The sequence below is a fragment of the Leisingera sp. SS27 genome (genome assembly GCF_028368855.1).
Lineage (GTDB): Bacteria > Pseudomonadota > Alphaproteobacteria > Rhodobacterales > Rhodobacteraceae > Leisingera.
This window is the reverse complement of sequence record NZ_JAQNCY010000001.1, coordinates 760,908-782,525: the sequence shown is the minus strand read 5'-3', so window position 1 is coordinate 782,525 and position 21,618 is coordinate 760,908. Positions and strand designations below refer to the sequence as shown.

Sequence of the window (21,618 nt, the reverse complement as noted above, 5' to 3'; positions counted from 1 at the left end):
AGTGACTGACAAAGAGGTGCGCCGCAAAGGCAGCACCCTCCAGGGAGGAAGACCAGACATGCCCAAAGATAACGGCATCGGCGCCAGCCCCAAGCGGCGCGAGGACGTGCGGTTCCTGACAGGAGCCGGCAACTATACCGACGACATCAATGTGCACGGCCAGGCCCATGTGCATTTCCTGCGCGCTGATGTGGCCCACGCAACCATCAATTCCATCGATACATCCGCGGCCGAAGCAATGCCCGGCGTGGTGAAAATCTTCACCGGCGCCGATTTCGCCGAGGTGGGCGGCATCCCCTGCGGCTGGGGCGTCACCGACCGCCACGGCAATCCGCAGCAGGAGCCGCGCCACCCGATCATCGCAGACGGCACCATCCGCCACGTGGGCGAGATCGTCGCCGCCGTAGTCGCCGACACGCTGGAACAGGCCCGCGATGCGGCCGAAGCCATCGAACTGGACCTGGGCGACAAGCCTGCAGTGGTCGATATGGCCGCGGCGCTCGGTGACGGCAGCACAAAGGTGCATGAGGATCTGACGTCAAACCTCTGTTATGACTGGGTGTTCGGCAATCCCGATGACGACGCGGTGCAGGCGGCCTTTGACAGCGCTGCACATGTGACGACGCTGGAACTGGTCAACAACCGCCTGGTCGCCAACCCGATGGAGCCGCGCGTGGCCATCGGCGATTACAGCCGCGGCACGGATGAATACACGCTCCACACCACCAGCCAGAACCCGCATGTGATCCGCCTCTTGATGTGCGCCTTTGTGCTGGGCCTGCCGGAGCACAAGGTGCGGGTGATCGCGCCGGATGTGGGCGGCGGTTTCGGCTCCAAGATCTTCCACTACGCCGAGGAAGCTTTCTGCACCTTCGCCGCCCACGCCTGCGGGCGGGCGGTGAAATGGACCTCGACCCGGTCGGAGGCGTTTATCTCCGACGCCCATGGCCGCGACCATGTGACGAAGATCGAGCTGGCGCTGGATGCTGACAACAACTTCACCGCGCTGCGCACCAATACGATGGCCAATATGGGCGCCTATCTCTCGACCTTCTCCACCTCAGTGCCCAGCTACCTGCACGGCACGCTTATGGCGGGGAACTACAAGACGCCGATCGTGCAGGTGAACGTGAAGACGGTCTTCACCAACACGGTGCCGGTGGATGCCTACCGCGGTGCCGGCCGGCCGGAGGCGACCTTCCAGTTGGAGCGCGTCATCGACAAGGCCGCGCGCGAACTCGGCGCGGACCCGATTGCGCTGCGCCGCCAGAACTTCATTACCCAGTTCCCCTATGAAACCCCGGTGGCGCTGACCTATGACACCGGCGATTACGTGGCGACGATGGACAAGCTGGAGGAAGTGGCCGATGTGGCAGGATTCGCCGCCCGCCGCGCCGAAAGCGAGAAGAACGGCAAGCTGCGCGGCTTTGGCATCAACTGCTACATCGAGGCCTGCGGCATCGCACCTTCCAACATCGTCGGCATGCTGGGGGCAAGGGCCGGGCTTTATGATGCGGCCACGGTGCGGGTGAATGCCACCGGGACCGTCAGCGTCTTTGTCGGCGCCCACAGCCATGGGCAGGGGCATGAAACCTCCTTCCCGCAGGTGGTGGCCGAGATGATCGGCATCGACGAGAGCATGGTCGATATCGTGCACGGCGACACCGGACGGGTGCCGTTCGGCATGGGCACATACGGGTCGCGCTCCATTGCGGTCTGCGGCTCGGCCATGGTGCGCGCGACCGAGAAGATCATCGCCAAGGCCAAGAAGATCGCCGCGCATCTGATGGAGGCCTCTGACGCCGACATCGAACTGAAGGACGGCCAGTTCACCGTTGCGGGCACCGACAAATCGGTGGCCTGGGGCGATGTGACCCTGACCGCCTATGTTCCCCACAACTACCCGCTGGAGGAGCTGGAGCCGGGGCTGGAGGAAACCGCGTTTTACGACCCGGCCAACTTCACATACCCATCCGGCGCCTATGCCTGCGAGGTTGAGGTGGATCCCGACACCGGCAAGGTCAGCATTGAACGGTTCTCAGCCGCCGATGATTTCGGCAATATCATCAACCCGATGATCGTCGACGGCCAGGTCCATGGCGGGCTGGGGCAGGGCATCGGCCAGGCGCTCTTGGAAAACGCCGCCTATGATGAAGACGGCCAGCTGCTGTCGGCCTCCTTCATGGATTACGCGATGCCGCGGGCTGATGACGTGCCGTTCTACCAGGTGGATCATTCCTGCCAGACGCCGTGCACCCACAACCCGCTAGGGGTGAAGGGCTGCGGCGAGGCCGGCGCCATCGGCTCACCCCCTGCGGTGGTCAACGCGGTGATCGACGCGCTGCAGTCCGGCGGCAAGAACGTCACCCATATTGACATGCCGCTGTCGCCCGCGCGGGTCTGGGCAGCAATGAATGGATAACGGATCATGGGGGCGCTGCCCCCATACCCCCGGGATATTTCTAGCCAGATGAAGAGCGGATCCGCGTTCTTCAGGAAGGAAGTGAAAGATGTATGAATTCGAGTTTGAGAAGCCCTCAACCGTCGCCGAGGCCGTGGCCGCACTGGCGGATGAGGACGCACAGGCGCTGGGCGGCGGGCAGACGCTGATCCCGACGCTGAAACAGCGGCTGGCGATGCCGTCGAAACTGGTGAGCCTTACTGGCATCCCGCAGCTGAAGGAGCTGAGCGACAACGGCGGCATGCTGACCATCGGCGGCGCGGTCACCCATGCTGAGGTGGCTGCGGCTGCGGCCGGCAGCTACCCGGCGCTGGCGGAACTGGCCAGCCATATTGGGGACCCGGCGGTCAGGAACCGCGGTACCATCGGCGGTTCGCTGGCCAATAACGACCCGGCCGCCTGTTACCCGGCGGCGGCGCTCGGCAGCGGCGCAACTATCGTGACCAACGCCCGCGAGATCACTGCGGATGACTATTTTCAAGGGTTGTTTGAAACTGCTCTGAACGAAGGCGAGATCATCACCGCGGTTCGCTTCCCAGTACCGGAGAAGGCCAATTACCAGAAGTTCCTGCAGCCCGCATCGCGCTTTGCCCTGGTGGGCGTCTTTGCGGCGAAATATGCGGCGGGCGTGCGGGTGGCTGTGACCGGCGCGTCAGAGGAGGGGGTTTTCCGCTGGCATGAGGCTGAGGCGGCGCTGGACGCCAGTTTCGCGCCGGACGCGCTGAATGGGCTCAGCGTTGATGCCGGCAGTATGATCGGCGATCTGCACGGTTCCAAGGAATACCGCGCCCATCTGGTCGGGGTGATGACAAAACGCGCGGTGGCCGCAGCGGGCTGACCAGCCTCAGTGGAAAGACAGGCGCAGGCACCGGTCTCCGGTGCCTGTTTCCGTTTCAGTGCCGCAGATAGGTGGACATCTCTTCCAGCAGGTTCTGGGTCTTGCCGGAGAGCTCGCGGATCTCGGTGGCAATGACGGCAAACCCCTTTCCCATCTCGCCGATGCGCGCCGCCTCGATCGAGGCATTGAAGGAAATGAACTTGATGTTCTTGCCGACCCCTTCGGCGGTGGCAATCGTCGCCCGCATCTGCGCGTCGCGGTCTTCCTCGCGCTGCTGCTGCGCCTCTCGCAAGGTTTGGACCATGTCCTTGAGAAACGCTGACACCGCGGGTTCCAGCCGGTAGAGGCAGAGGGCGGCCAGATCCGGCACCGCACGCACCTGCGCCAGCACTTCGTCCCCGGCGGCAGTGACGGCGCGATGCAGCGGCGCCAGCATCTCAAGACAAGACTTGCGCTTGGCTTCCAGTTCAGCGGGCAGGGCGTAGCTGCAATCCGCCAGCAGGGCCTCCAGCCCGCTGCCGAGCATGTCATGCGCGGCGCAAATCCGCTGCACCGACAGCACCAGAACGTCCTCAGCGCCGCTGCCGTCCGCATCCTGAGGCGCCTGTGCCAGCGCCAGCAGCGACAGCGCGGCGATGCGGCTGGGGCCGATGGCCATGAAGGCGGTGTTCTGAACGTCGGTCAAGCTGGTCATGCGTCTGCCTTCACTGGGGATGACATCTGTATAGGGGGCAGGCGTTAAGGCAGCGCTAACCGATGCAAAAGAAAAACCCCGCAAGCGGCAGCTTGCGGGGGTGCGTCCGGCACCAGCGGTGCGCAGGCTTATTTCTTGGCGAGCGGCCCGATCATCATGATCATCTGGCGGCCTTCCATCTTCGGCATGTTCTCGACCTTGCCGATTTCCTTGACGTCCTCGGCAACCCGTTCCAGCAGCTCTCTACCGAGGTTCTGGTGTGCCATTTCGCGGCCGCGGAAGCGCAGCGTGACCTTCACCTTGTCGCCGTTCTCCAGGAACTTGACGACATTGCGCATTTTCACATCATAGTCATGGGTGTCCGTGTTGGGACGGAACTTGACCTCTTTGACCTCGATGATCTTTTGCTTCTTGCGGGCTTCGCTCTCGCGCTTCTGCTGTTCATACTTGAACTTGCCAAAGTCCATGATCTTGCACACGGGCGGGTTGGCGTTGGGCGAGATTTCAACCAGATCAAGTCCGGCCTCTGCCGCCATGTCCATGGCTTTGGCCGGGTGCACAACCCCGACGTTTTCGCCATCGGCGCCGATCAGGCGGATTTCGGGGGCACGGATTTTTTCGTTGACGCGCGGGCCGGTGTCGCGTTGCGGCGGCGCGTTATGAGGTCTGCGGGCTATGACGGCTATCCTTCTGTCATTGCAAAAAGTGCGGGAACGCTACTGCCCCCGCGCGTGTGATTCAAGCGTTATGGGCGGTATGGCGGCAGGAAAGGCGCTTTTCAAGGCCGCATGTTGCAAAAGGCTTGGAAAACAGGCGTGAATCCGGAACCAGGACTGGGTGGGTTGCGCTGTGCAACAGTTTGAAATGGCCCGATTGCGGCGGCCTTCCGCCAGTTTTGCCTGGCGGGGCGGCGCTGGGCCGCCCGTGATGCAATCGCGGCAAACTTCCCCCTTGAGCTGAGCGCCTGGCACCGCCATCTGGCAGGGCAGATGCCGCACCAGCTGCGGCCCCCGGCCCGGGCGGGCCGGCAGGAGTGAGGAGAGAGACTATGAAACAGTTGTTGATCGTGCTGGCGCTGGGTGCCGCAGCCGTTGGGGCCTATGTGGTGGTCAGCCGCCAGGACGCGCAGGAGCCGGTCCCGGCTGAGGCGCCTGCGGTGCAGGAAGAACAGAGCAGCACCGAGCCGGTAACCTCTGAGGAGCCGGCGGCTGTGGCAGAGGAGGCGGCCCAGGAGGCTGCCGAGGCAGTTGAAGAGGCCGTTGAGGCCGGTACCGAGGCGGCCGGTGCCGCCGTCGAGGCTGCACAGGATGCGGTGAACGAAGCCGCAGAGGCCGTGACCGAAACCGTGGGCGACGCGCTTGACAGCGCAGGTGAAGCGGCCGGGAACGCCACCGGCACTGCGGCGGATGCAGCAGCTGCTGCGGCTGACAGCGCGGTGGATACCGCAACGGGCGCGGCTGACAGCGCCGCAGATTCCGCAGCTGGCGCGGTCGAAGCCACCCAGGATGCGGCAACCGAAGCTCTGGACAGCGCAACCTCCGCCGCTGAGGAACTGCTGAACCAGTCCGGCACCGCCGCAACCGGAACCACAGATGAGGCTGCAACTGCCAGCGAGTGATTGCCCCGCTGCAGGCTAAAAAAGGGAGAGGCGGCCGGGATGACCCGGCCGCCTTTTCCATTCCAGCACTGGCGCGCAGCGCGCCGGGTCAGTTCGGCCGCGCGTGCACCTGCGCTTGGGCCTGCTGGGCAAGGCGCGCCATATGCTGCAGCGGCGCCTGGGCCGCGGGATGGTCCGCCGGGGATTGAGGCACCAGGAACGTCAGAAAACTTTCCCAGCCGCCGCTGGCGCCGCCCTGCTTGCGGGCGCGCTGGATCTGCAGCTGCGCCACTGCGACCAGGTCCAGGGCTTTACCGCCGTCGTATTCCTTGCCGGTAAGGCCTGACAGATGACTGCGGAAGCGGTCGCCCATCGAGTTCAAAAGCAGCATCGGCGCGGTCATCGGCTGGCCTTCCTGCACCAGCGCGTCAAACATCTGGTCGATGTCCTGCGGCGTCATGGCACGCAGGTCGAAACGGGCCTTGATGGCGGCGATCCTGTCCGGCAGCGACGGCTGAACCTTATCAGGGCGGTTTTGGAAACCGGACAGCGCGGCGCGGACGCGGGCCTTGCCTGCTTCGGTTCTGACGGACCGGAAGACGGGCGCCTGCCCGGGGGCCGTTTCATTGTGCATCTGCTGCTGCTCCATTCTGGATCTCAGCAGAAGAAATACCGATTCATCACCAACAAATGATAAACGGGAGGCGGCAGCCTCCCGTCAAAACAGTGTCAAAATTCGGGCAGCCCGCCGGGCGGCCCGGCCCGGGATCAGTCCAGGAATGCCTTTTCCACCACGAAATGCGCAGGCTTCGAATTGGCGCCTTCTTCCAGCCCGTAGGTGTTCTCAAAAAGATCCTTGAGCTCCAGGTTGAAGGCCAGGTTGCCGCAGATCATCGCGCGGTCGCTTTCCGGGTTCAGCGGCGGCACGCCGAGATCGGCAAAGGCCTCGCCGGAACGCATCAGGTCGGTGATGCGGCCCATCTTGGGGCTCTCTTCGCGGGTGGTGGTCGGGTAGTATTTGATCTTCTTCCAGAAGCCTTCGCCGATCACCTCATTGAGCAGTTCGTCGTCCTTCAGGCTCTCGATCAGCTCGCGGCCATAGGTCAGCTCGCCTGCTTCGCGGCAGGTGTGGGTGATGATCACTTCATCGAATTTCTCATAGGTTTCCGGCTCGCGCAGCAGCGAGGCAAAGGGCGCGAAGCCGGTGCCGGTGGCAAAGAACCAGATCCGCTTGCCCGGAACCAGCGCATCATGCACCAGGGTGCCGACGGGCTTGGGGCGCAGGATGATCTCGTCGCCTTCCTTGATGTGCTGCAGCTTGGAGGTCAGCGGGCCGTCCTGCACCTTGATCGAGTAGAACTCCATTTCCTCGTCCCACGACGGCGAGGCGATGGAGTAGGCGCGCAGCAAGGGTTTTACTTTGCCGGTCTTGGGATCGGGGTCGTTCATCAGGCCGATCATCACGAACTCGCCGGAGCGGAAGCGCAGGGACGCGGGCCGGGTGCAGCGGAAGGAGAACAGCCGGTCGGTCCAGTGTTTCACCTGGGTCACGGTCTGGGCGTCGGGCAGCGCCGGCACCGCTTTGGCCGGTTTCGGGTCGGTTGCAGTGTCGGTCACGGGTGTCATCTCATTCATCGGTTCCACTGCCGGAGGAGTAGCCGGCACCTCTGATTAGTCTTTGATACAGGTCAGGAAAACCCCCTGTTTTGCGAAACCGGCCCCGCGTTTGACGCAACGGAGCCGGTTTCAGGGAGCTTTCCCGGGTTCGGGGGCTGGCTTAGCGGGCAGCGGTGCTGCCGCGCAGGCGGGCCTGATAGCTGTGGTCTTTCCAGTTGGCGCGGGCCAGCCACTGGTCCTCGGGCTGGCGGGCGGCCAGCTCGTCTGTCAGTTCGACCTCGTCAAAACCGGAACGGCGGGCCATGGCATACTGGTCGGCAATCACATGGCCAAAGGCGCGCAGGCGGCCCTGATAGCCCTTCAGCCGCAACTGGCGGGCCAGGGTAAAGCCGCGCCCGTCAGCAAAGCTGGGGAACTCCACCCGCACCAGTTCAACGCCGTCCAGGGCAACGTCGTTCAGGTTGGCGTCGGAGGCCAGAACCAGCACGTCTGATCCCTCAAAGCCGGTGGTCCAATCGTCGGCCGCAAAGCCGGTGTCGGTCACGATAACAGTCATCTCACTCACGCTCCTGTGCGTACCATTTGGCCGTCCACAACGTGGATGCCGCATTCTTCTTTGTTCTCTCCGCGCCACCGGCCGGCGCGCGGGTCTTCGCCTTCCTTGACCGGGCTGGTGCAAGGCGCGCAGCCGATCGAGGGATAGCCCTTGGCCACCAGCGGATGGCGGGGCAGGCGGTTCTCATCCATATAGGCGCGCACATCTTCCGGCGCCCAATGGGCCAGCGGGTTGATCTTCAGCCGCCCGGTGCCTTCCTCGACTTCAAAGAATTCGAGAGCAGCGCGGGTGCCGGACTGGAACCGCTTGCGGCCGGTGATCCAGCCATCGTAATTGGCCAGCGCCTTTTGCAGCGGCACCGTCTTGCGCAGGGTGCAGCAGGCGTCCTTGTCGCTGAACTTGAGGGCCCCATAGGGATCCTTCTCGGCGATGTCATCGGCGCGGATGATGCGCACATTGCGCAGGCCCAGCCGCTCGCTCACTTCCTGCTGATAGATCAGCGTTTCAGTAAACAGCAGCTCGGTGTCCACGAACACAACCGGGGTCATCGGGTCGATGATCGCGGCCATGTGCAAGAGCACCACGGATTCCGCGCCGAAAGAGGAGACCAGGGCGATGTGCCCTGCGTCCCGCAATGCGCCCTCCATCACCGAGGTGGCCGAATGGTGGCGGAAGCGCGCATTCAGCGCCTCCGCCTTTGCGGCCAGCTCCCGGTCCCGGAGAAGATCAGCTTCTCCGGCGGGCTTGTTTCCGGCTGTGTGGAACATCAGATCAGGCGACTTTCTTTGCAGCCTCGGGATAAAGCGCGGCCTTGAAGGGATCCATGCCGACCCGGCGGTAGGTCTCGATGAAGGTCTCCTCGGCATTCTCACGGATTGCCAGGTAAGTCTCCACGATCCGCTCCACCGCAGGCACGATTTCGTCATAGGCGAAACCGGGGCCGGTGCGGGTGCCGATGGCGGCGTTCTCCGAAGCGTCGCCGCCCAGGGTGATCTGGTAGTTCTCGACGCCGGCACGGTCCAAACCAAGGATGCCGATGTGGCCCACATGGTGGTGGCCGCAGGCGTTGATGCAGCCCGAGATCTTGATCTGCAGATGGCCGATGTCATGCTCCAGCTTCAGCTCGTCAAAGCGGGTGGCAATCTCCTGCGCGACCGGGATCGAGCGGGCGGTGGCCAGGTTGCAGTAATCCATGCCGGGGCAGGCGATGATGTCCGAGATGAGGCCGAGGTTGGCAGTGGCCAGACCGTGCTCCTTCAGCTTGGCGTGGATCGCGGGCAGGTCCGACTTGTGGACATGCGGCAGGATCACGTTCTGCTGGTGGCTGATGCGCAGCTCGCCATAGCCGTACTGCTCCGCCAGGTCCGCCATCACGCGGATCTGCTCAGCGGACGCGTCGCCCGGGGTCGCGCCATGCGCCTTGATCGAGATCGTGGCGATGGCATGGCCTTCGGCGCGGTGCTGATCCAGGTTGGTGTCGGCCCAGGCACGGAACACCGGGTCGTTCTCATAGGCGGTGTCGAAGGCTTCGGTTGAGGCGGAACGGAATTCCGGCGCCTGGAAGTGTGCCTTGAATTCCTCCAGCAGCTGCTGATCGGTGCCGTCGTACTGGCCGCGGATGGTCAGGAAGGCTTCCTCGGTCATCGCGCGGTAGGTGTCGATGCCGTTTTCCGACACGGTGATCTTGATGCGAGCCTTGTACTTGTTGTCGCGGCGGCCCAGCACGTTGTAGACGGTCAGAACCGATTCCAGGTAGGGAAGCAGATCCGCCTGCGGAAGGAATTCGCGCAGGGTCTTTCCGATCATTGGGGTCCGGCCCAGGCCGCCGCCGACGATGACCTTGAAACCGATCTGGCCGTCCTGCTCAATGACCTGCAGGCCCACATCATGCGCCTTGATCACGGCACGGTCGGTATTGCTGCCGGTGATCGCGATCTTGAACTTGCGGCCCAGGAACTGGAATTCCGGGTGGTCGGTGGACCACTGGCGGATCAGCTCGGCATAGGGGCGCGGATCGGTGACTTCTTCAGCGGCGGCACCGGCGAAATGGTCAGCAGTGGTGTTGCGGATGGTGTTGCCCGAGGTCTGAATGGCATGCAGCCCGACCTTACCCAGCGCGTCCAGCATGTCCGGCAGGTCGCGCAGCTTCGGCCAGTTGTACTGGATGTTCTGGCGGGTGGTAAAATGGCCGTAACCGCGGTCCCATTTCTCGGCCAGCAGCGCCAGCGCACGCATCTGGTCGGGGTTCAGGGTGCCATAGGGGATCGCAACCCGCAGCATATAGGCGTGCAGCTGCAGATAGACGCCGTTCATCAGGCGCAGGGGGCGGAATTCTTCCTCGGTGAGGGATCCGTCGATGCGGCGCTCAACCTGGGCACGGAACTGGGCGTTGCGTTCAGCCAGGAAGGCTTCGTCAAACTCGTTGTACTTATACATTGGCTTGCGCCTCCTGCTTGCCATGGAAGTAGTTCGAGGGGCCGGTGCGGCGGAATTCCTCGCGGAAATGGGTCGGCTCGGGTCCGTTCGGTCCCGCCTTGGCGTCGGCCAGATAGGCGCCGACGATCTTGATGTTCTGCTTCTCTGCTTCCAGCAGGCGCAGCTGGGCGTCTGCCTCATCAGTGATCAGCTCGGCCTCGGACATATGCCGGGTCCAGGTGTCTTCGGCGGTGAAATAGATCACGTCACCCTCGAGCAGGTCGTTGGCGGTGATGACTTTGGGCGTAAAGGCGCGGGCCATTATGCAAGCTCCGTTTTGAGATCGTTCAGGGCTGCCGCCGCCTGGCGCGGGGCAAGACCCAGGAATGTGAGGGCAGGGCCATCGAAACCAGCCGCATCCAAGTCGGCGGGCAGGCGGTCCAATGTGGTTTCCAGCACCCGCTGATCGGGGCGCGAGGCGTTTTCGATGATGGTCACCGGCGTTGCACGGTCAGCGCCATGCATGATCAGGCGGCCCTGCACGAAGCGGGCGGATTTCTTGCCCATGTACACAGCGGCAACTTCGCCCGGGCGTGCCAGTGCGGCCCAGTCGTGATCGGCAAAGCCGGTCATCGCGTGGCCGGTCAGGAACCGGACCGAGGTGTTGCGGCCGCGCTGCGTCAGGCTCTGGCCGATGGCGGCCACGGCTGCAGAGGCGGCGGTGATGCCGGGAATGATGGTGTAAGCTATGCCGGCTTCCTCGCAGGCGGTCAGCTCCTCGTCCAGGCGGGCAAAGATCGCAGGATCGCCGCCCTTCAGCCGCAGCACCTTCTTGCCCTGCTTGGCCAGTTCCACCAGGCGGGCGTTGATGTCTGCCTGAGAGACCTGGACGCCAAAGCCTTCCTTGCCGGCGTCTTCCAGCACCGCTTGCGGGCCAGCCAGTTCCAGGATCTCTGCACTCACCAGACGGTCGTGCAGAATCACGTCGGCGGCTTGCAGCGCGCGCAGGGCTTTCAGGGTCAGCAGCTCTGCATCGCCGGGGCCGGAGCCCGCAAAACACACCTGGCCTGCAACCATACAGTCCATGCTGCCACGGACCTGAGTGGCGGCATTGGCAGCATGTGTCGATGGTGCGGACATTCCTGTACCCTCTTCAGTGTGTTTGACTTGAGGGTAGATATAGGAAATATTCCCGGTATTGCGCTATATGGGCGGATAAATAAGAACATTGGTTTTGCCGCGGCGGGACATCGGGCCGATTGGTCCTCACAAAAGGAGAAAACAGGAATGACGGTGCGGATCGACGGCACGGACCGGAAAATTCTGGCTGAGTTGCAGCGCGACGCCAGCCAGTCGCTGGATGAAATAGCCCGCCGGGTGGGGTCTTCCAAGACCCCGGTGTGGAATCGCATCCGCAAGCTGAAGGAGGCCGGGGTGATCGGCCAGCAGACAGTGCTGCTGGATGCGGATTCCCTGGGGTTCGAGGCCTGTTTCTTTGTCCTCATCCGCACCTCGGAGCATGAGGCGGAATGGCAGGCCAAGTTCCTGAAAGCACTGCAGGAACGCCCCGAAGTGCAGGAAGCGCATCGGCTGGCGGGCGACATCGATTATATCCTCAAGGTGCGGGTGCAGAACGCACGCGCTTATGACGTCTTTTACCAGGCGCTGATTTCAGAGGTGAAAGTGCATAATGTGACTGCGCTTCTGTCGATGGAAGAGATCAAGTCGACCACCATGCTGCCGCTGGGCAGCTGACGGTCAGGAGGAGGTCGTCCTCCCAGTCCCTCACAGAGGCGGGCGCAGCAGCAGGTGGCGCCCGTCCTGCAGCCGCCAGGGCGATGTGTCCTCAGCGGCGCTTGCAGGCACGACCCCGATATCGGCCAGCAGGTGCGGAGAGATCCCGGACAGCCGCTCCAGGTCGCGGCGCGGCACGCGGACAATTTTCCGGGGCGCGTTTGCAAAAGGCTCAGCTTTTCTCAGTCCCATCTGACCTGCGATCCAGCCAAGCAGGCTGCGGACCACACCCTCGTGGGGCCGGATGTCTGCTGTTCCGCAATTTGAAGTCATGGGAATTCCTCCGTTCTGGCCCTTGAGAGATAGAGGCGGAGAGGGCTTGCGCGCAAACCAGTTAATCTCCACCTTGGATCAGGAAAACTGACCCAAGGTGAGATGATGCGCCTGCCGCCCCTCAATTCCCTGCGCGCCTTTGAGGCCGCCGCCCGCCACGAAGGCTTTATCGCTGCCGCAGAGGAGCTGTTCGTGACCCGCGGCGCCATCAGCCGCCAGGTGAAGATTCTGGAGGACCACATCGGCGTGCAGCTGTTTCACAGGGGTGCGCGCGGGGTTGCGCTGACGGAAGCGGGGCGGCGGCTTTACCCGGTGCTGACAGAGGCCTTTGCGAAGATGCTGCAGGAGGTGGAGCGGATCGCGGCGGATGCCTCCGAGCTGCGGGTGATCTGCCCGCCGACCTTGTCGCTGCGCTGGCTGCTGCCGCAGCTGGAGCAGTTCCGCATCGCGCATCCGGAGATCAAAGTGCGGCTGACCACCAGCTTCTACGGCGGCAAGGGGTTTGATCCGGCGGAATTTGATCTTGGCATTTCCGTGCAGAACCGCCGCGGCAGGCCGAAAGAAATCGAGGTGCTGCCGCTGTTTGACATGCATCTGTCTCCGGCTTGCGCCCCCGCGCTGCTGCCGGCCTTGGCAGATGGCCCGGCGGCGCTGGCCGGGCAGCGGCTGCTGCATGAGAACCCGCGCCGCGAAGACTGGGCTGCCTGGGTGCAGCACTTTGGGGTGAAGGAGGTGGACACGGCCAGCGGCGAGACGTTCCCGAACCTCGACATGGCCACCCGGGCGGCGGTGATGGGGGCCGGAGTTGTGATGGCGGATCTGCTTCTGTGCCGCGAGGAACTGGCGCGCGGGGATCTGGTGCTTCCCTTTCCGGACATGACTTGCGGCACGCCGGACGGGGCTTATGCGCTGATCGGCGACCGGCAGAAATGGCATGACCCCAAGGTGGCCGCGTTCCGGGAATGGCTGCTGAACAATCCCGGCATGGCGGCCCTGCCGGCCTTGCCGCAGTGACATCTCGGCAAGGCACGGTAGCAGGCAGGGGGCGCTGCCCCCTCGGCGCCGGGCGCCTCACCCCCGGAGTATTTTTCCAAAGGTGAAAAGAGGGGGGCGCCGCGTCAGCGGCGCCCGGCCCAACCGTGCAAGGGGATCTGTGATCCCCGCTGCGCGGGCGGGAGCGCCCCGCTGCGTCAGGTGCGGGTGACCATCAGCCGGGTGAGCCCGTGGAAGTGGAAGCTGTTGGAGTACTCCGGGTCCGCCGCCAGTTTCAGGCCGGGGCAGCGCTCGAACAGAATGGGCAGGGCGATCTGCATTTCCAGCCGCGCCAGCGGCGCGCCGACGCAGAAATGCAGGCCCCCGCCAAAGCTCTTGTTCACCTTGGGCGGACGGGTTGGGTCGAACGTGTCCGCATCGTCCAGCGCCTTCGGGTCGCGGTTGGCAGACCCCAGCAGCAGCGCCACCTGGTCGCCGCGCTGGAAGGTATGGCCGAACACCTCTGCCTCCTCATAGGCGTAGCGGGTGAACAGATGCACCGGCGGGTCAAAGCGCAGGATCTCCTCCACCAGCCGCTCGATCCCTTCCGGTGCCAGCCAGTCCGGCTGCCAGCCCTGCTGCAGCATGGTCTTCACGCCGTTGCCCAGCGAATGCACGGTGGCCTCATGGCCCGCATTCAGCAGCAGGATGCAGGTGCCGATCAGTTCGTCGGTGGACAGCTTGTCGCCTTCTTCCTCGGCGGCAATCAGCCGGGTGATCAGGTCGTCACGGGGATCGTTGCGGCGTTCCGCGATGTAGCCCTGCAGAAAATCCGTGAACTCCTGCGCTGCCTGCGCTGCAGTGTGTTCTGTCGCCTCTGTGCGCGCGGCCTGATACATTGCCACGATCTTGTGCGACCAGTCCACGAGATTGGCGCCCATCTCTTCCGGCACGCCGAGCAGACGGCAGATGGTCACCACCGGAACCTGGGTGCAATAGGCCTCCAAGAGATCAAAGGGCTGATCCGGAAAAGCGTCGATCAGCTGGTGGCACAGGTCCTTGATCCCCGGTTCCAGCGCCGCGATTCCGCGAGTGGTGAATGCGTGCAGCACCAGGCGGCGCAGGCGGGTGTGGCGGGGCGGCTCGGCATCCAGCATGGAATGCGCCTCCACCGCCAGAAAGGGGGCCAGATGGGCGGGGCCGGTCTTGCGCAGCTCTTCCGGCACCTCGCGGCCGAAGCGGCGGTCGCGCAGCAGCATGTGCACGGCAGCATGGCCAAAGGCGGCGACCATGCCATAGTCCTGCCAATAGTGCAGCTGCCCCCGTTCCCGGGCTTCGGCATAAAATGAATAGGGGTCCTGCACAAAGGCGGGATCGGTGGGGGATTGGCTAAAAGTCTTCATACACCGGTTGTTGCCGTTGCGTCTGGTCAATGCAAGGGGCGCTTTGATAACGTGCCGCAATGAAAACACAGCATTATCTTCGCTGGAGCCTGCCTGCCGGGTTCCTTCTGGCCGTGGCGGCACTGGCGCTTGCGGTCTGGTCCTACGGATACCGTCAGGCGCTGAACGGCCTGGCAGAGCGCAGCGCTGCGGATCTGGCGCTGGCGTCGGACCGCGTCAGCACCCAGTTGCAGGTCTATCAGGAACTGGCGGTTCTGACGGCGGAGCATCCGGTGCTGGCGGATTTGTCCACGCCCGAAGCGCGGTCGGCAGCGGCGGAGCTCTTGCGCGCGGTGGCCGACAAGACCGCGGCGCTGGATGTGTTCTTTGCGGCCGCAGACGGGCGGGTGCTGGCGGCGGCCGAGGGGGTGACCGGCGCCAGCGTGGCAAAGGAGGATTATTTCATACGGGCCGCGCAGGGAGCGCTGGGCACGGGCCATGGGGTGCTGCCTGCGGAGGGCAAGCGGGCCTATTTCTATGCGGCTCCTGCCTTTTCCAGTGAGGGCCGGGTACGGGGCGCGCTGGTGGTGGTCGCGGATGTCGGAGACGTGGAGCAGACCTGGCGCGGCTCCTTGCCGGCGGTGTTCTTTACCGATGAGCGCGGAGAGGTGTTCATTGCCAACCGCACGGAGCTGCTGTTCTGGCAGCGCGGCGCTGACGGGCAGAACCCAAGCGTGACGGGACGGGACTATTTTGCCGGGTATGAGATCTGGAGCCTGGAGGGCAGTCCCTATCTGCCTGCGCAGGCGCTGCATCTGACGGTGGGCTTGCCGGTCATCGGTATGACCGGGGAGATCCTGGTGGATGTGGCGCCGGCCCGGCGGATCGCGTTGCTGCAGGCGGCGGCGCTGGCGGCGGTGTGCCTGGCGCTGGGTGCGATGCTGTTCATCGTGATGGAGCGGCGGCGCACTCTGGCGGAGGCCAACGCGGTGCTGGAGAGCCGGGTCGAGCAGCGCACCCGCGATCTGTCGGCGGCCAACACCCGGCTGCGCCGCGAGGTGCGCGAGCGGGAGGAGGCCGAAGCGGCCTTGAAGCGGGCGCAGGAGGATCTGGTGCAGGCGGGCAAGCTGTCGGCTCTGGGTCAGATGTCGGCGGGGATCAGTCACGAGCTGAACCAGCCCCTGATGGCAATCCAGCAATACGCCGAAAACGGCGCCGCCTTTCTGGAGCGCGGCAAGGCGGAGCGCACCGGCGAGAACCTGGGCCGGATTGCCGATATGGCGGCGCGGATGGCGCGGATCATCAAGAACCTGCGCGCCTTCGTGCGCAACGAAAGCGAGCCGATGGGGCAGGTCGATCTGGTGCAGGTGATCGACGCCGCGGTGGAGCTGACCGCGCCGCGGCTGAAGGCCGACCATATTGACCTCCGGTGGGACGCGGCGGCCTGCGGCGGGGTGGTCCATGCCTGGGGCGGCGAGGTGCGGCTGACGCAGGTCTTTGTGAACCTGATCAACAACGCGGCAGATGCGATGCAGGGGCAGGTGGAGAAGGTGATCTCGATCACTGTCGACACCGGGCCGCGGTTGCAGGTGCGGGTGCAGGACAGCGGCCCTGGCATCAAGGAGCCGGAGAAAATGTTTGATCCCTTTTATTCGACCAAGGCGGTGGGCAGTTCCGAGGGCATGGGGCTGGGGCTGTCGATCTCATACGGGCTGGTGCAGAGCTTTGGCGGCAATATCCGCGGCGCCAATACTGGCGGCGGCGCCGTGTTCACGGTGGAGCTGGAGCCGTGGCGCGAGGGTGAAAAAAAGGGAGACGCCGCATGACCCGCAAGGTTCTCTTGGTGGATGATGACGCGGCGGTGCGCGAGGCGTTGGCGCAGACGCTGGAGCTGAACGATCTGGCGGTGGTGGTCTGCGGCTCGTTTGTGGCGGCCAAGGACCACATCACCCCGGCGTTCGACGGCATTATCGTTTCCGACATCCGGATGCCGGGGCGGGACGGGTTTCATCTGCTGGACTATGCCCGCGGCATGGATGAGGAACTGCCGGTGGTGCTGCTGACCGGTGAGGGCGACATTCCGATGGCGGTGAAAGCGATGTCGCAAGGCGCTTTTGATTTCCTGGAGAAACCCTGCGCGCCTGCCGATTTCCTGCCGGTCCTGGAGCGTGCGCTGAAGACCCGGGCGCTGGTGCTGGAGAACCGGCGGCTGAAGCACCAGCTGGAAACCGGCGACCCGGCGGCACGGCTGCTGTTCGGAACCTCGCCGCAGGCCAAGGAAATGCGGCAGCGGGTGCGGGCGGTGGCGCCAACTGGCGCAGAGGTGCTGGTCACCGGGGCGCCAGGCAGCGGCATATCCAAGGTGGCGGAGGTCATCCACCTGATGTCACCGGCCGCGCGTGGGCCCTTTGTGAAACGCCCGGCTGCTGGGCTGGCGGCTGAAACCGTGGCGGAACTGTGCCAGGAGGCGGCGGGCGGGTCGCTGTTTCTGGATGAGGTGCAGGCGCTGACGGAGGCGGCGCAATACGCGCTGCTTGCACAGCTGGAGCAGGGCGGCGGGGTGCGGATCATCGCGGGCTCCAGCGCCAGTCTGGCAGAGCTGGCGCAGGCAGGGAAGTTCAGCGCCGATCTGTTCTACCGGCTGGATGTGATGCGGGTGCGTATCCCCTCGCTGGCGGAGCGTCCTGGCGACATTCCGGTGCTGTTCCGCCATTACGTGGCGCAAGCCGCAGAGCAGGCAGGGATCGAGCCGCCGGAGATCAGCCAGGACCATCTGGCGGCGCTGATGGCGCAGGATTGGCCGGGCAATGCGAGATCTTTGATGTCGGCGGCGATGCGGTTTGTGCTGGGAATGCCGGAGGAAGCCGCGGCGGCGGCCGGGCTGGGACTGGCAGAGCAGATGGCGCAGGTGGAGCGGTCGCTGCTGATTGCGGCGCTGGGCCGCGCCAACGGGCGCGCGGCGGCGGCCGCCGAAGCCCTGAAGCTGCCGCGCAAGACGTTTTATGACAAGCTGGCCCGCTATGGCATCCGGCCCGAGGATTACCGCCGTTGAGGGCGTTTGGCCGGGAACCTTGCGGTTCGTCTTTTCCGGCGCTGAGGCCGGGGCCTTTAAGGAGGCGGCGCCGCCGGGAAGCCCTGGGGTGGGCCATGGGCGGAGGGAGGACGGGGGTCGCAAGCCCCCATGTCCGCTGAAGCCTTCGGTGCGGGACGCCCCTGAACCCGATGAAGAGATGGTCTCGGGGGCCCTGTGATCTCCTGGTGGTGCGGGGTGTCAGTCCGCACCGGTGTCGCGACGGGATTGAATATCGCAGGCCCGGGTTAAGGAGGCGCAAGCGGTGCGTACGGCGGGGACGCAACACCCTTCTTAGACCGGGTCGCTTGCGGCCCGGTCTGCGCCTGCCTGCCCGTCAAACCACAGGTTTGCCTCCGGCAAAACGGTCAGGCGCAGACCTAACAGTTGCAAGCATGCTCGTGATTCCTGCTGTTTTGTCCGGCGCTAACATTTGTGCGGTTTTCCGCACAAAGCCCGGAAGGCCCTGTGCGGGATTTCGCACAGCTTTTGGCAGGCGCTGCTGACGCGCCTTTGATGTGTCCCGTAAGCCCATGCAAAGACGCGGAGAATCTCGTGGGATGATGATTCCCGAATCAACTGTTGAGCGGTTTTCCGCAACTTGGGATGCTCTTGCCAGGCCTCAGCCCTGCGCTGAGTGCACCATCGGATTTACAGACGATTTTTCTGGGAGGAAAAACCATGAAATTCCTGACAACTGCCGCCACCGCACTGGCACTGGCCGTTTCCGCAGGCGCCGCAAGCGCGGCCTGTGAGGACGGTGAGATCGTGGTGAAGTTCAGCCACGTCACCAACACCGACAAGCACCCCAAGGGGATTGCAGCGGCGCTGCTGGAGAAGCGTGTCAACGAAGAGATGAACGGCACCATGTGCATGGAGGTCTATCCGAACTCCACGCTGTACAACGACAACAAGGTGCTGGAAGCGATGCTGCAAGGCGACGTGCAGCTGGCCGCGCCGAGCCTCTCGAAATTCGAGAAGTTCACCAAGCAGTTCCGCCTGTTCGACCTGCCGTTCATGTTCAAGAACATCGATGCCGTGGATGCCTTCCAGGCGTCCGAAACCGGCCAGGAGATGCTGAACTCGATGCAGCGCCGCGGCCTGCAGGGGCTGGGCTACTGGCACAACGGCATGAAGCAGATGTCCGCCAACAAGCCGCTGGTCGAGCCGTCGGATGCCAACGGGCTGAAGTTCCGCGTGCAGTCCTCTGACGTGCTGGTGGCGCAGATGGAAGCAATCGGCGGCAGCCCGCAGAAAATGGCGTTCTCGGAAGTTTACGGCGCGCTGCAGCAGGGTGTTGTGGACGGGCAGGAAAACACCTGGTCCAACATCTACGGCAAGAAGTTCTTTGAGGTGCAGGACGGCATCACCGAGACCAACCACGGCGCGCTGGACTATCTGGTGGTAACTTCCGTTGACTGGCTGGACAGCCTGGATCCGGCAGTGCGCGACCAGTTCCTGACCATCCTCAACGAGGTAACCGCGGTGCGCAACGCCGAGTCGACCAAGGTGAACGGCGAGGCACGCCAGGCGATCATCGACGCCGGCGGCGTGGTGCGCGAGCTGACCCCTGAGCAGCGTGCGGCCTGGGTCGAGGCGATGAAGCCCGTGTGGGAGAAATTCGCAGGCGACGTCGGCCAGGAAAAGATCGACGCGGCGCAAGCCATCAACGCAGGCCTCTAAAGGCCGCCTCCGGGGTGCCCCGCGCGGGCGCCCCGTGACCGCAGGCGGCGCGGGGATCCGCCGCCTGCACCCATACTTTCCGCAAAACTTGGGAGGCAGCCATGGCGGGGTCCAGAACCGGCCCGAGCGGGCTTATCAATTCACTCGAAGAAACCCTGATCGCGCTTCTGCTGGGGCTGATGACGGCGATTACCTTCGCCAATGTGATCGCGCGCTTCGTGTTCAATTCCAACATTTTATGGGCGCTGGAGCTGACCGTGTTCCTGTTTGCCTGGCTGGTGCTGCTGGGGGCGTCCTACGCGGTCAAGACCCACGCGCATCTGGGCGTTGATGCCATCGTCAACATGCTGGCGCCCGGTGCGCGCAAGGCGGTGGGCTTGTTTGCTGCCGGATGCTGCATCGTGTTTTCGCTGCTCTTGCTGAAGGGCGCCTATGACTACTGGGCGGTGTTTGCCGACTTGCCGCCCACCTCCGGCCGCTGGTTTCCGACCGGGCTGGACATGAAGGCGCGCAGCCAAAGCTTCTATGAGGTGCAGGACGTGCCGATGGTGGCGGTCTTCAAGTTCCTGGAAGACCTGATCAATTACGGCGATTCTTACGAGAAGCTGCCGAAAGTGGTGCCCTACGTGGTGCTGCCGGTATCGATGCTGCTGTTGGTGTTCCGCTTCATCCAGGCGGCGTTCCAGATTGCCCGCGGCGAGGCCGACCGTCTGGTCGCCAGCCACGAGGTCGAAGACGAAATTGCAGAAGTGCAGGCGCAGCGCGGGGAGCATGACTGATGGAAGTGGTAATTCTCTTTGCGATGGTCATTGGCCTGCTGCTGATCGGGGTGCCGATTGCGGTGTCGCTCGGCCTCAGCTCCACCATCTTTCTCCTGATCTATTCCGACAGCTCGCTGGCGAGTGTCGCAGGCACGCTGTTTGAAGCCTTTGAAGGGCATTTCACCCTGCTGGCGATCCCGTTCTTCATTCTGGCCTCAAGCTTCATGACGACGGGCGGCGTGGCGCGGCGGATCATCCGCTTTTCCATCGCCTGTGTCGGGCACCTGCCGGGCGGGCTGGCGATTGCGGGCGTGTTTGCCTGCATGCTGTTTGCGGCGCTTTCGGGTTCGTCGCCCGCGACTGTTGTGGCTATCGGCTCCATCGTGATCGCGGGCATGCGGCAGGTGGGCTACACCAAGGAGTTCGCGGCCGGTGTGATCTGTAACGCAGGCACCCTGGGTATCCTGATCCCGCCGTCGATCGTGATGGTGGTCTATGCGGCGGCTGTGGAAGTCTCCGTCGGACGGATGTTCCTTGCGGGTGTCATTCCGGGCCTGCTGGCTGGTCTGTTCCTGATGGTCACCATCTATGTGATGGCCAAGGTCAAGAACCTGCCGAAGGGCGAGTGGAAGGGCTGGGGCGAGATCATCACTTCAGGCCGCGAGGCCGGCTGGGGGCTGTTCCTGATCGTGATCATCCTGGGCGGCATCTATGGCGGCATCTTCACCCCGACTGAAGCGGCGGCGGTGGCGGCGGTCTATGCCTTCCTGATCGCGTCTTTTGTGTACAAGGACATGGGGCCGCTGTCGAACGGCGAGGGCGAGGCGAAGACGCCGCTCATGAAGAAACCCTATGCGCTGGTCACTGCCTTCTTCCACAGCGACACCAAGCACACGCTGTTTGAGGCGGGCAAACTGACCGTGACGCTGCTGTTCGTGATCGCAAATGCGCTGATCCTGAAGCATGTGCTGACGGATGAGCAGGTGCCGCAGCATATCGCCAATGCGATGCTGTCGGCGGGCTTCGGCCCAGTGATGTTCCTGATCGTCGTGAACGTGATCCTGCTGATCGGCGGCCAGTTCATGGAGCCTTCGGGCCTCTTGGTCATCGTGGCGCCGCTGGTGTTCCCGATTGCCATCGAGCTGGGCATCGACCCGATCCACCTGGGCATCATCATGGTGGTGAACATGGAGATCGGCATGATCACCCCGCCGGTTGGCCTGAACCTGTTTGTGACCTCGGGCGTGGCGGGGATGCCGATGATGGGGGTGGTGCGCGCGGCCCTGCCGTTCCTGGCGGTGCTGTTCGTGTTCCTGATCCTGATCACCTATGTGCCCTGGCTGTCCACAGTGCTGCCAAATGCGGTGATGGGGCCGGAGATCATAACAAAGTAGGCGATTTGCCAAAAAGAAACGCCCCGGGAGACCGGGGCGTTTGTCATTTCAGGGCAGGGGCTTTGCCCCTCTGCGCCGCGGGCGCATTCACCCCAGGATATTTCCTGCCAG

Annotated in this window: 21 protein-coding genes; 10 read left to right on the top strand and 11 right to left on the bottom strand. The window is 64.1% G+C overall.

The features are described 5' to 3' along the window. Nucleotides 1-58: 58 nt before the first annotated feature. Together N6L27_RS03920 and N6L27_RS03915 are read left to right on the top strand one after the other, a co-directional pair. Entirely contained in the window at nucleotides 59-2,422 is a 2,364-nt protein-coding gene (locus N6L27_RS03920; RefSeq protein ID WP_271905778.1) for a xanthine dehydrogenase family protein molybdopterin-binding subunit, read from the top strand. Between the two features lie 88 nt (nucleotides 2,423-2,510). Beyond that, nucleotides 2,511-3,299, top strand: coding sequence for an FAD binding domain-containing protein (locus tag N6L27_RS03915; RefSeq protein ID WP_271905777.1), 789 nt, complete (start codon nucleotides 2,511-2,513; stop codon nucleotides 3,297-3,299). Nucleotides 3,300-3,354: 55 nt separating this feature from the next. Here N6L27_RS03915 and N6L27_RS03910 read toward each other — a convergent pair whose 3' ends face one another. Together N6L27_RS03910 and infC are read right to left on the bottom strand one after the other, a co-directional pair. Continuing rightward, nucleotides 3,355-3,993, bottom strand: coding sequence for a methyl-accepting chemotaxis protein (locus N6L27_RS03910; protein ID WP_271905776.1), 639 nt, complete (start codon nucleotides 3,991-3,993; stop codon nucleotides 3,355-3,357). Between the two features lie 128 nt (nucleotides 3,994-4,121). Then, nucleotides 4,122-4,583 carry a translation initiation factor IF-3 gene (gene infC, locus N6L27_RS03905; protein ID WP_334312482.1) on the bottom strand — a complete coding sequence of 154 codons (462 nt, stop codon included), beginning with the start codon at nucleotides 4,581-4,583 and terminating at the stop codon, nucleotides 4,122-4,124. Between the two features lie 458 nt (nucleotides 4,584-5,041). Here infC and N6L27_RS03900 point away from each other — a divergent pair, with 458 nt between their 5' ends. Continuing rightward, nucleotides 5,042-5,611 carry a hypothetical protein gene (locus tag N6L27_RS03900; RefSeq protein WP_271905775.1) on the top strand — a complete coding sequence of 190 codons (570 nt, stop codon included), beginning with the start codon at nucleotides 5,042-5,044 and terminating at the stop codon, nucleotides 5,609-5,611. Between the two features lie 88 nt (nucleotides 5,612-5,699). On the opposite strand, the gene N6L27_RS03895 is transcribed toward N6L27_RS03900, so the two are convergent. The 7 genes from N6L27_RS03895 to cobA form a co-directional block, all read right to left on the bottom strand. Beyond that, on the bottom strand, nucleotides 5,700-6,224 hold the full coding sequence (locus N6L27_RS03895; protein WP_271905774.1) for a hypothetical protein: 525 nt from the start codon (nucleotides 6,222-6,224) through the stop codon (nucleotides 5,700-5,702). A gap of 134 nt (nucleotides 6,225-6,358) precedes the next feature. Continuing rightward, entirely contained in the window at nucleotides 6,359-7,225 is an 867-nt protein-coding gene (locus N6L27_RS03890; protein ID WP_271905773.1) for a ferredoxin--NADP reductase, read from the bottom strand. 142 nt (nucleotides 7,226-7,367) lie between these two features. After that, complete coding sequence (locus tag N6L27_RS03885) at nucleotides 7,368-7,763, bottom strand: DUF934 domain-containing protein (RefSeq protein WP_271905772.1); 396 nt, start codon at nucleotides 7,761-7,763, stop codon at nucleotides 7,368-7,370. A 5-nt stretch (nucleotides 7,764-7,768) separates the two neighbouring features. Then, nucleotides 7,769-8,530 (bottom strand): phosphoadenylyl-sulfate reductase, encoded by a 762-nt coding sequence (locus N6L27_RS03880; protein ID WP_271905770.1) that lies wholly within the window; start codon nucleotides 8,528-8,530, stop codon nucleotides 7,769-7,771. Nucleotides 8,531-8,534: 4 nt separating this feature from the next. Next, complete coding sequence (locus tag N6L27_RS03875; protein ID WP_271905768.1) at nucleotides 8,535-10,199, bottom strand: nitrite/sulfite reductase; 1,665 nt, start codon at nucleotides 10,197-10,199, stop codon at nucleotides 8,535-8,537. Continuing rightward, nucleotides 10,192-10,500 (bottom strand): DUF2849 domain-containing protein, encoded by a 309-nt coding sequence (locus tag N6L27_RS03870; RefSeq protein WP_271905767.1) that lies wholly within the window; start codon nucleotides 10,498-10,500, stop codon nucleotides 10,192-10,194. The genes N6L27_RS03875 and N6L27_RS03870 overlap by 8 nt, the downstream gene beginning before the upstream one ends. Then, on the bottom strand, nucleotides 10,500-11,255 hold the full coding sequence (cobA, locus tag N6L27_RS03865) for a uroporphyrinogen-III C-methyltransferase (protein WP_271906245.1): 756 nt from the start codon (nucleotides 11,253-11,255) through the stop codon (nucleotides 10,500-10,502). Before cobA ends, N6L27_RS03870 begins: the two co-directional genes overlap by 1 nt. Nucleotides 11,256-11,465: 210 nt before the next feature. On the opposite strand from cobA, the gene N6L27_RS03860 reads away from it, so the two are divergent. Continuing rightward, a complete protein-coding gene (locus tag N6L27_RS03860; protein WP_019295909.1) occupies nucleotides 11,466-11,933 on the top strand; it encodes an Lrp/AsnC family transcriptional regulator in 468 nt (155 codons plus the stop codon). Nucleotides 11,934-11,963: 30 nt separating this feature from the next. Here the strand turns inward: N6L27_RS03860 and N6L27_RS03855 are convergent, their stop codons facing one another. Continuing rightward, the gene (locus tag N6L27_RS03855; RefSeq protein WP_271905766.1) at nucleotides 11,964-12,245 is read right to left on the bottom strand and encodes a hypothetical protein; all 282 of its coding nucleotides are present in this window, start codon (nucleotides 12,243-12,245) and stop codon (nucleotides 11,964-11,966) included. A 105-nt stretch (nucleotides 12,246-12,350) separates the two neighbouring features. Here N6L27_RS03855 and N6L27_RS03850 point away from each other — a divergent pair, with 105 nt between their 5' ends. Continuing rightward, nucleotides 12,351-13,259 carry a LysR substrate-binding domain-containing protein gene (locus N6L27_RS03850; RefSeq protein WP_271905765.1) on the top strand — a complete coding sequence of 303 codons (909 nt, stop codon included), beginning with the start codon at nucleotides 12,351-12,353 and terminating at the stop codon, nucleotides 13,257-13,259. Nucleotides 13,260-13,435: 176 nt separating this feature from the next. Here the strand turns inward: N6L27_RS03850 and N6L27_RS03845 are convergent, their stop codons facing one another. Then, nucleotides 13,436-14,620, bottom strand: a complete 1,185-nt coding sequence (locus N6L27_RS03845) for a cytochrome P450 (RefSeq protein WP_271905764.1) — start codon at nucleotides 14,618-14,620, stop codon at nucleotides 13,436-13,438. A gap of 59 nt (nucleotides 14,621-14,679) precedes the next feature. Between N6L27_RS03845 and N6L27_RS03840 the strand changes: the two genes are divergently transcribed. The 5 genes from N6L27_RS03840 (at nucleotide 14,680) to N6L27_RS03820 (ending at nucleotide 21,507) form a co-directional block, all read left to right on the top strand. Next, on the top strand, nucleotides 14,680-16,425 hold the full coding sequence (locus tag N6L27_RS03840) for a sensor histidine kinase (RefSeq protein WP_271905762.1): 1,746 nt from the start codon (nucleotides 14,680-14,682) through the stop codon (nucleotides 16,423-16,425). Continuing rightward, nucleotides 16,422-17,651 (top strand): sigma-54-dependent transcriptional regulator, encoded by a 1,230-nt coding sequence (locus N6L27_RS03835; protein ID WP_271905761.1) that lies wholly within the window; start codon nucleotides 16,422-16,424, stop codon nucleotides 17,649-17,651. Before N6L27_RS03840 ends, N6L27_RS03835 begins: the two co-directional genes overlap by 4 nt. A 699-nt stretch (nucleotides 17,652-18,350) precedes the next feature. Continuing rightward, on the top strand, nucleotides 18,351-19,352 hold the full coding sequence (locus N6L27_RS03830; RefSeq protein ID WP_271905760.1) for a DctP family TRAP transporter solute-binding subunit: 1,002 nt from the start codon (nucleotides 18,351-18,353) through the stop codon (nucleotides 19,350-19,352). 101 nt (nucleotides 19,353-19,453) lie between these two features. Next, the gene (locus N6L27_RS03825; protein WP_039178967.1) at nucleotides 19,454-20,131 is read left to right on the top strand and encodes a TRAP transporter small permease; all 678 of its coding nucleotides are present in this window, start codon (nucleotides 19,454-19,456) and stop codon (nucleotides 20,129-20,131) included. Next, nucleotides 20,131-21,507, top strand: a complete 1,377-nt coding sequence (locus tag N6L27_RS03820; RefSeq protein ID WP_271905758.1) for a TRAP transporter large permease — start codon at nucleotides 20,131-20,133, stop codon at nucleotides 21,505-21,507. Before N6L27_RS03825 ends, N6L27_RS03820 begins: the two co-directional genes overlap by 1 nt. Nucleotides 21,508-21,618 lie beyond the last annotated feature (111 nt).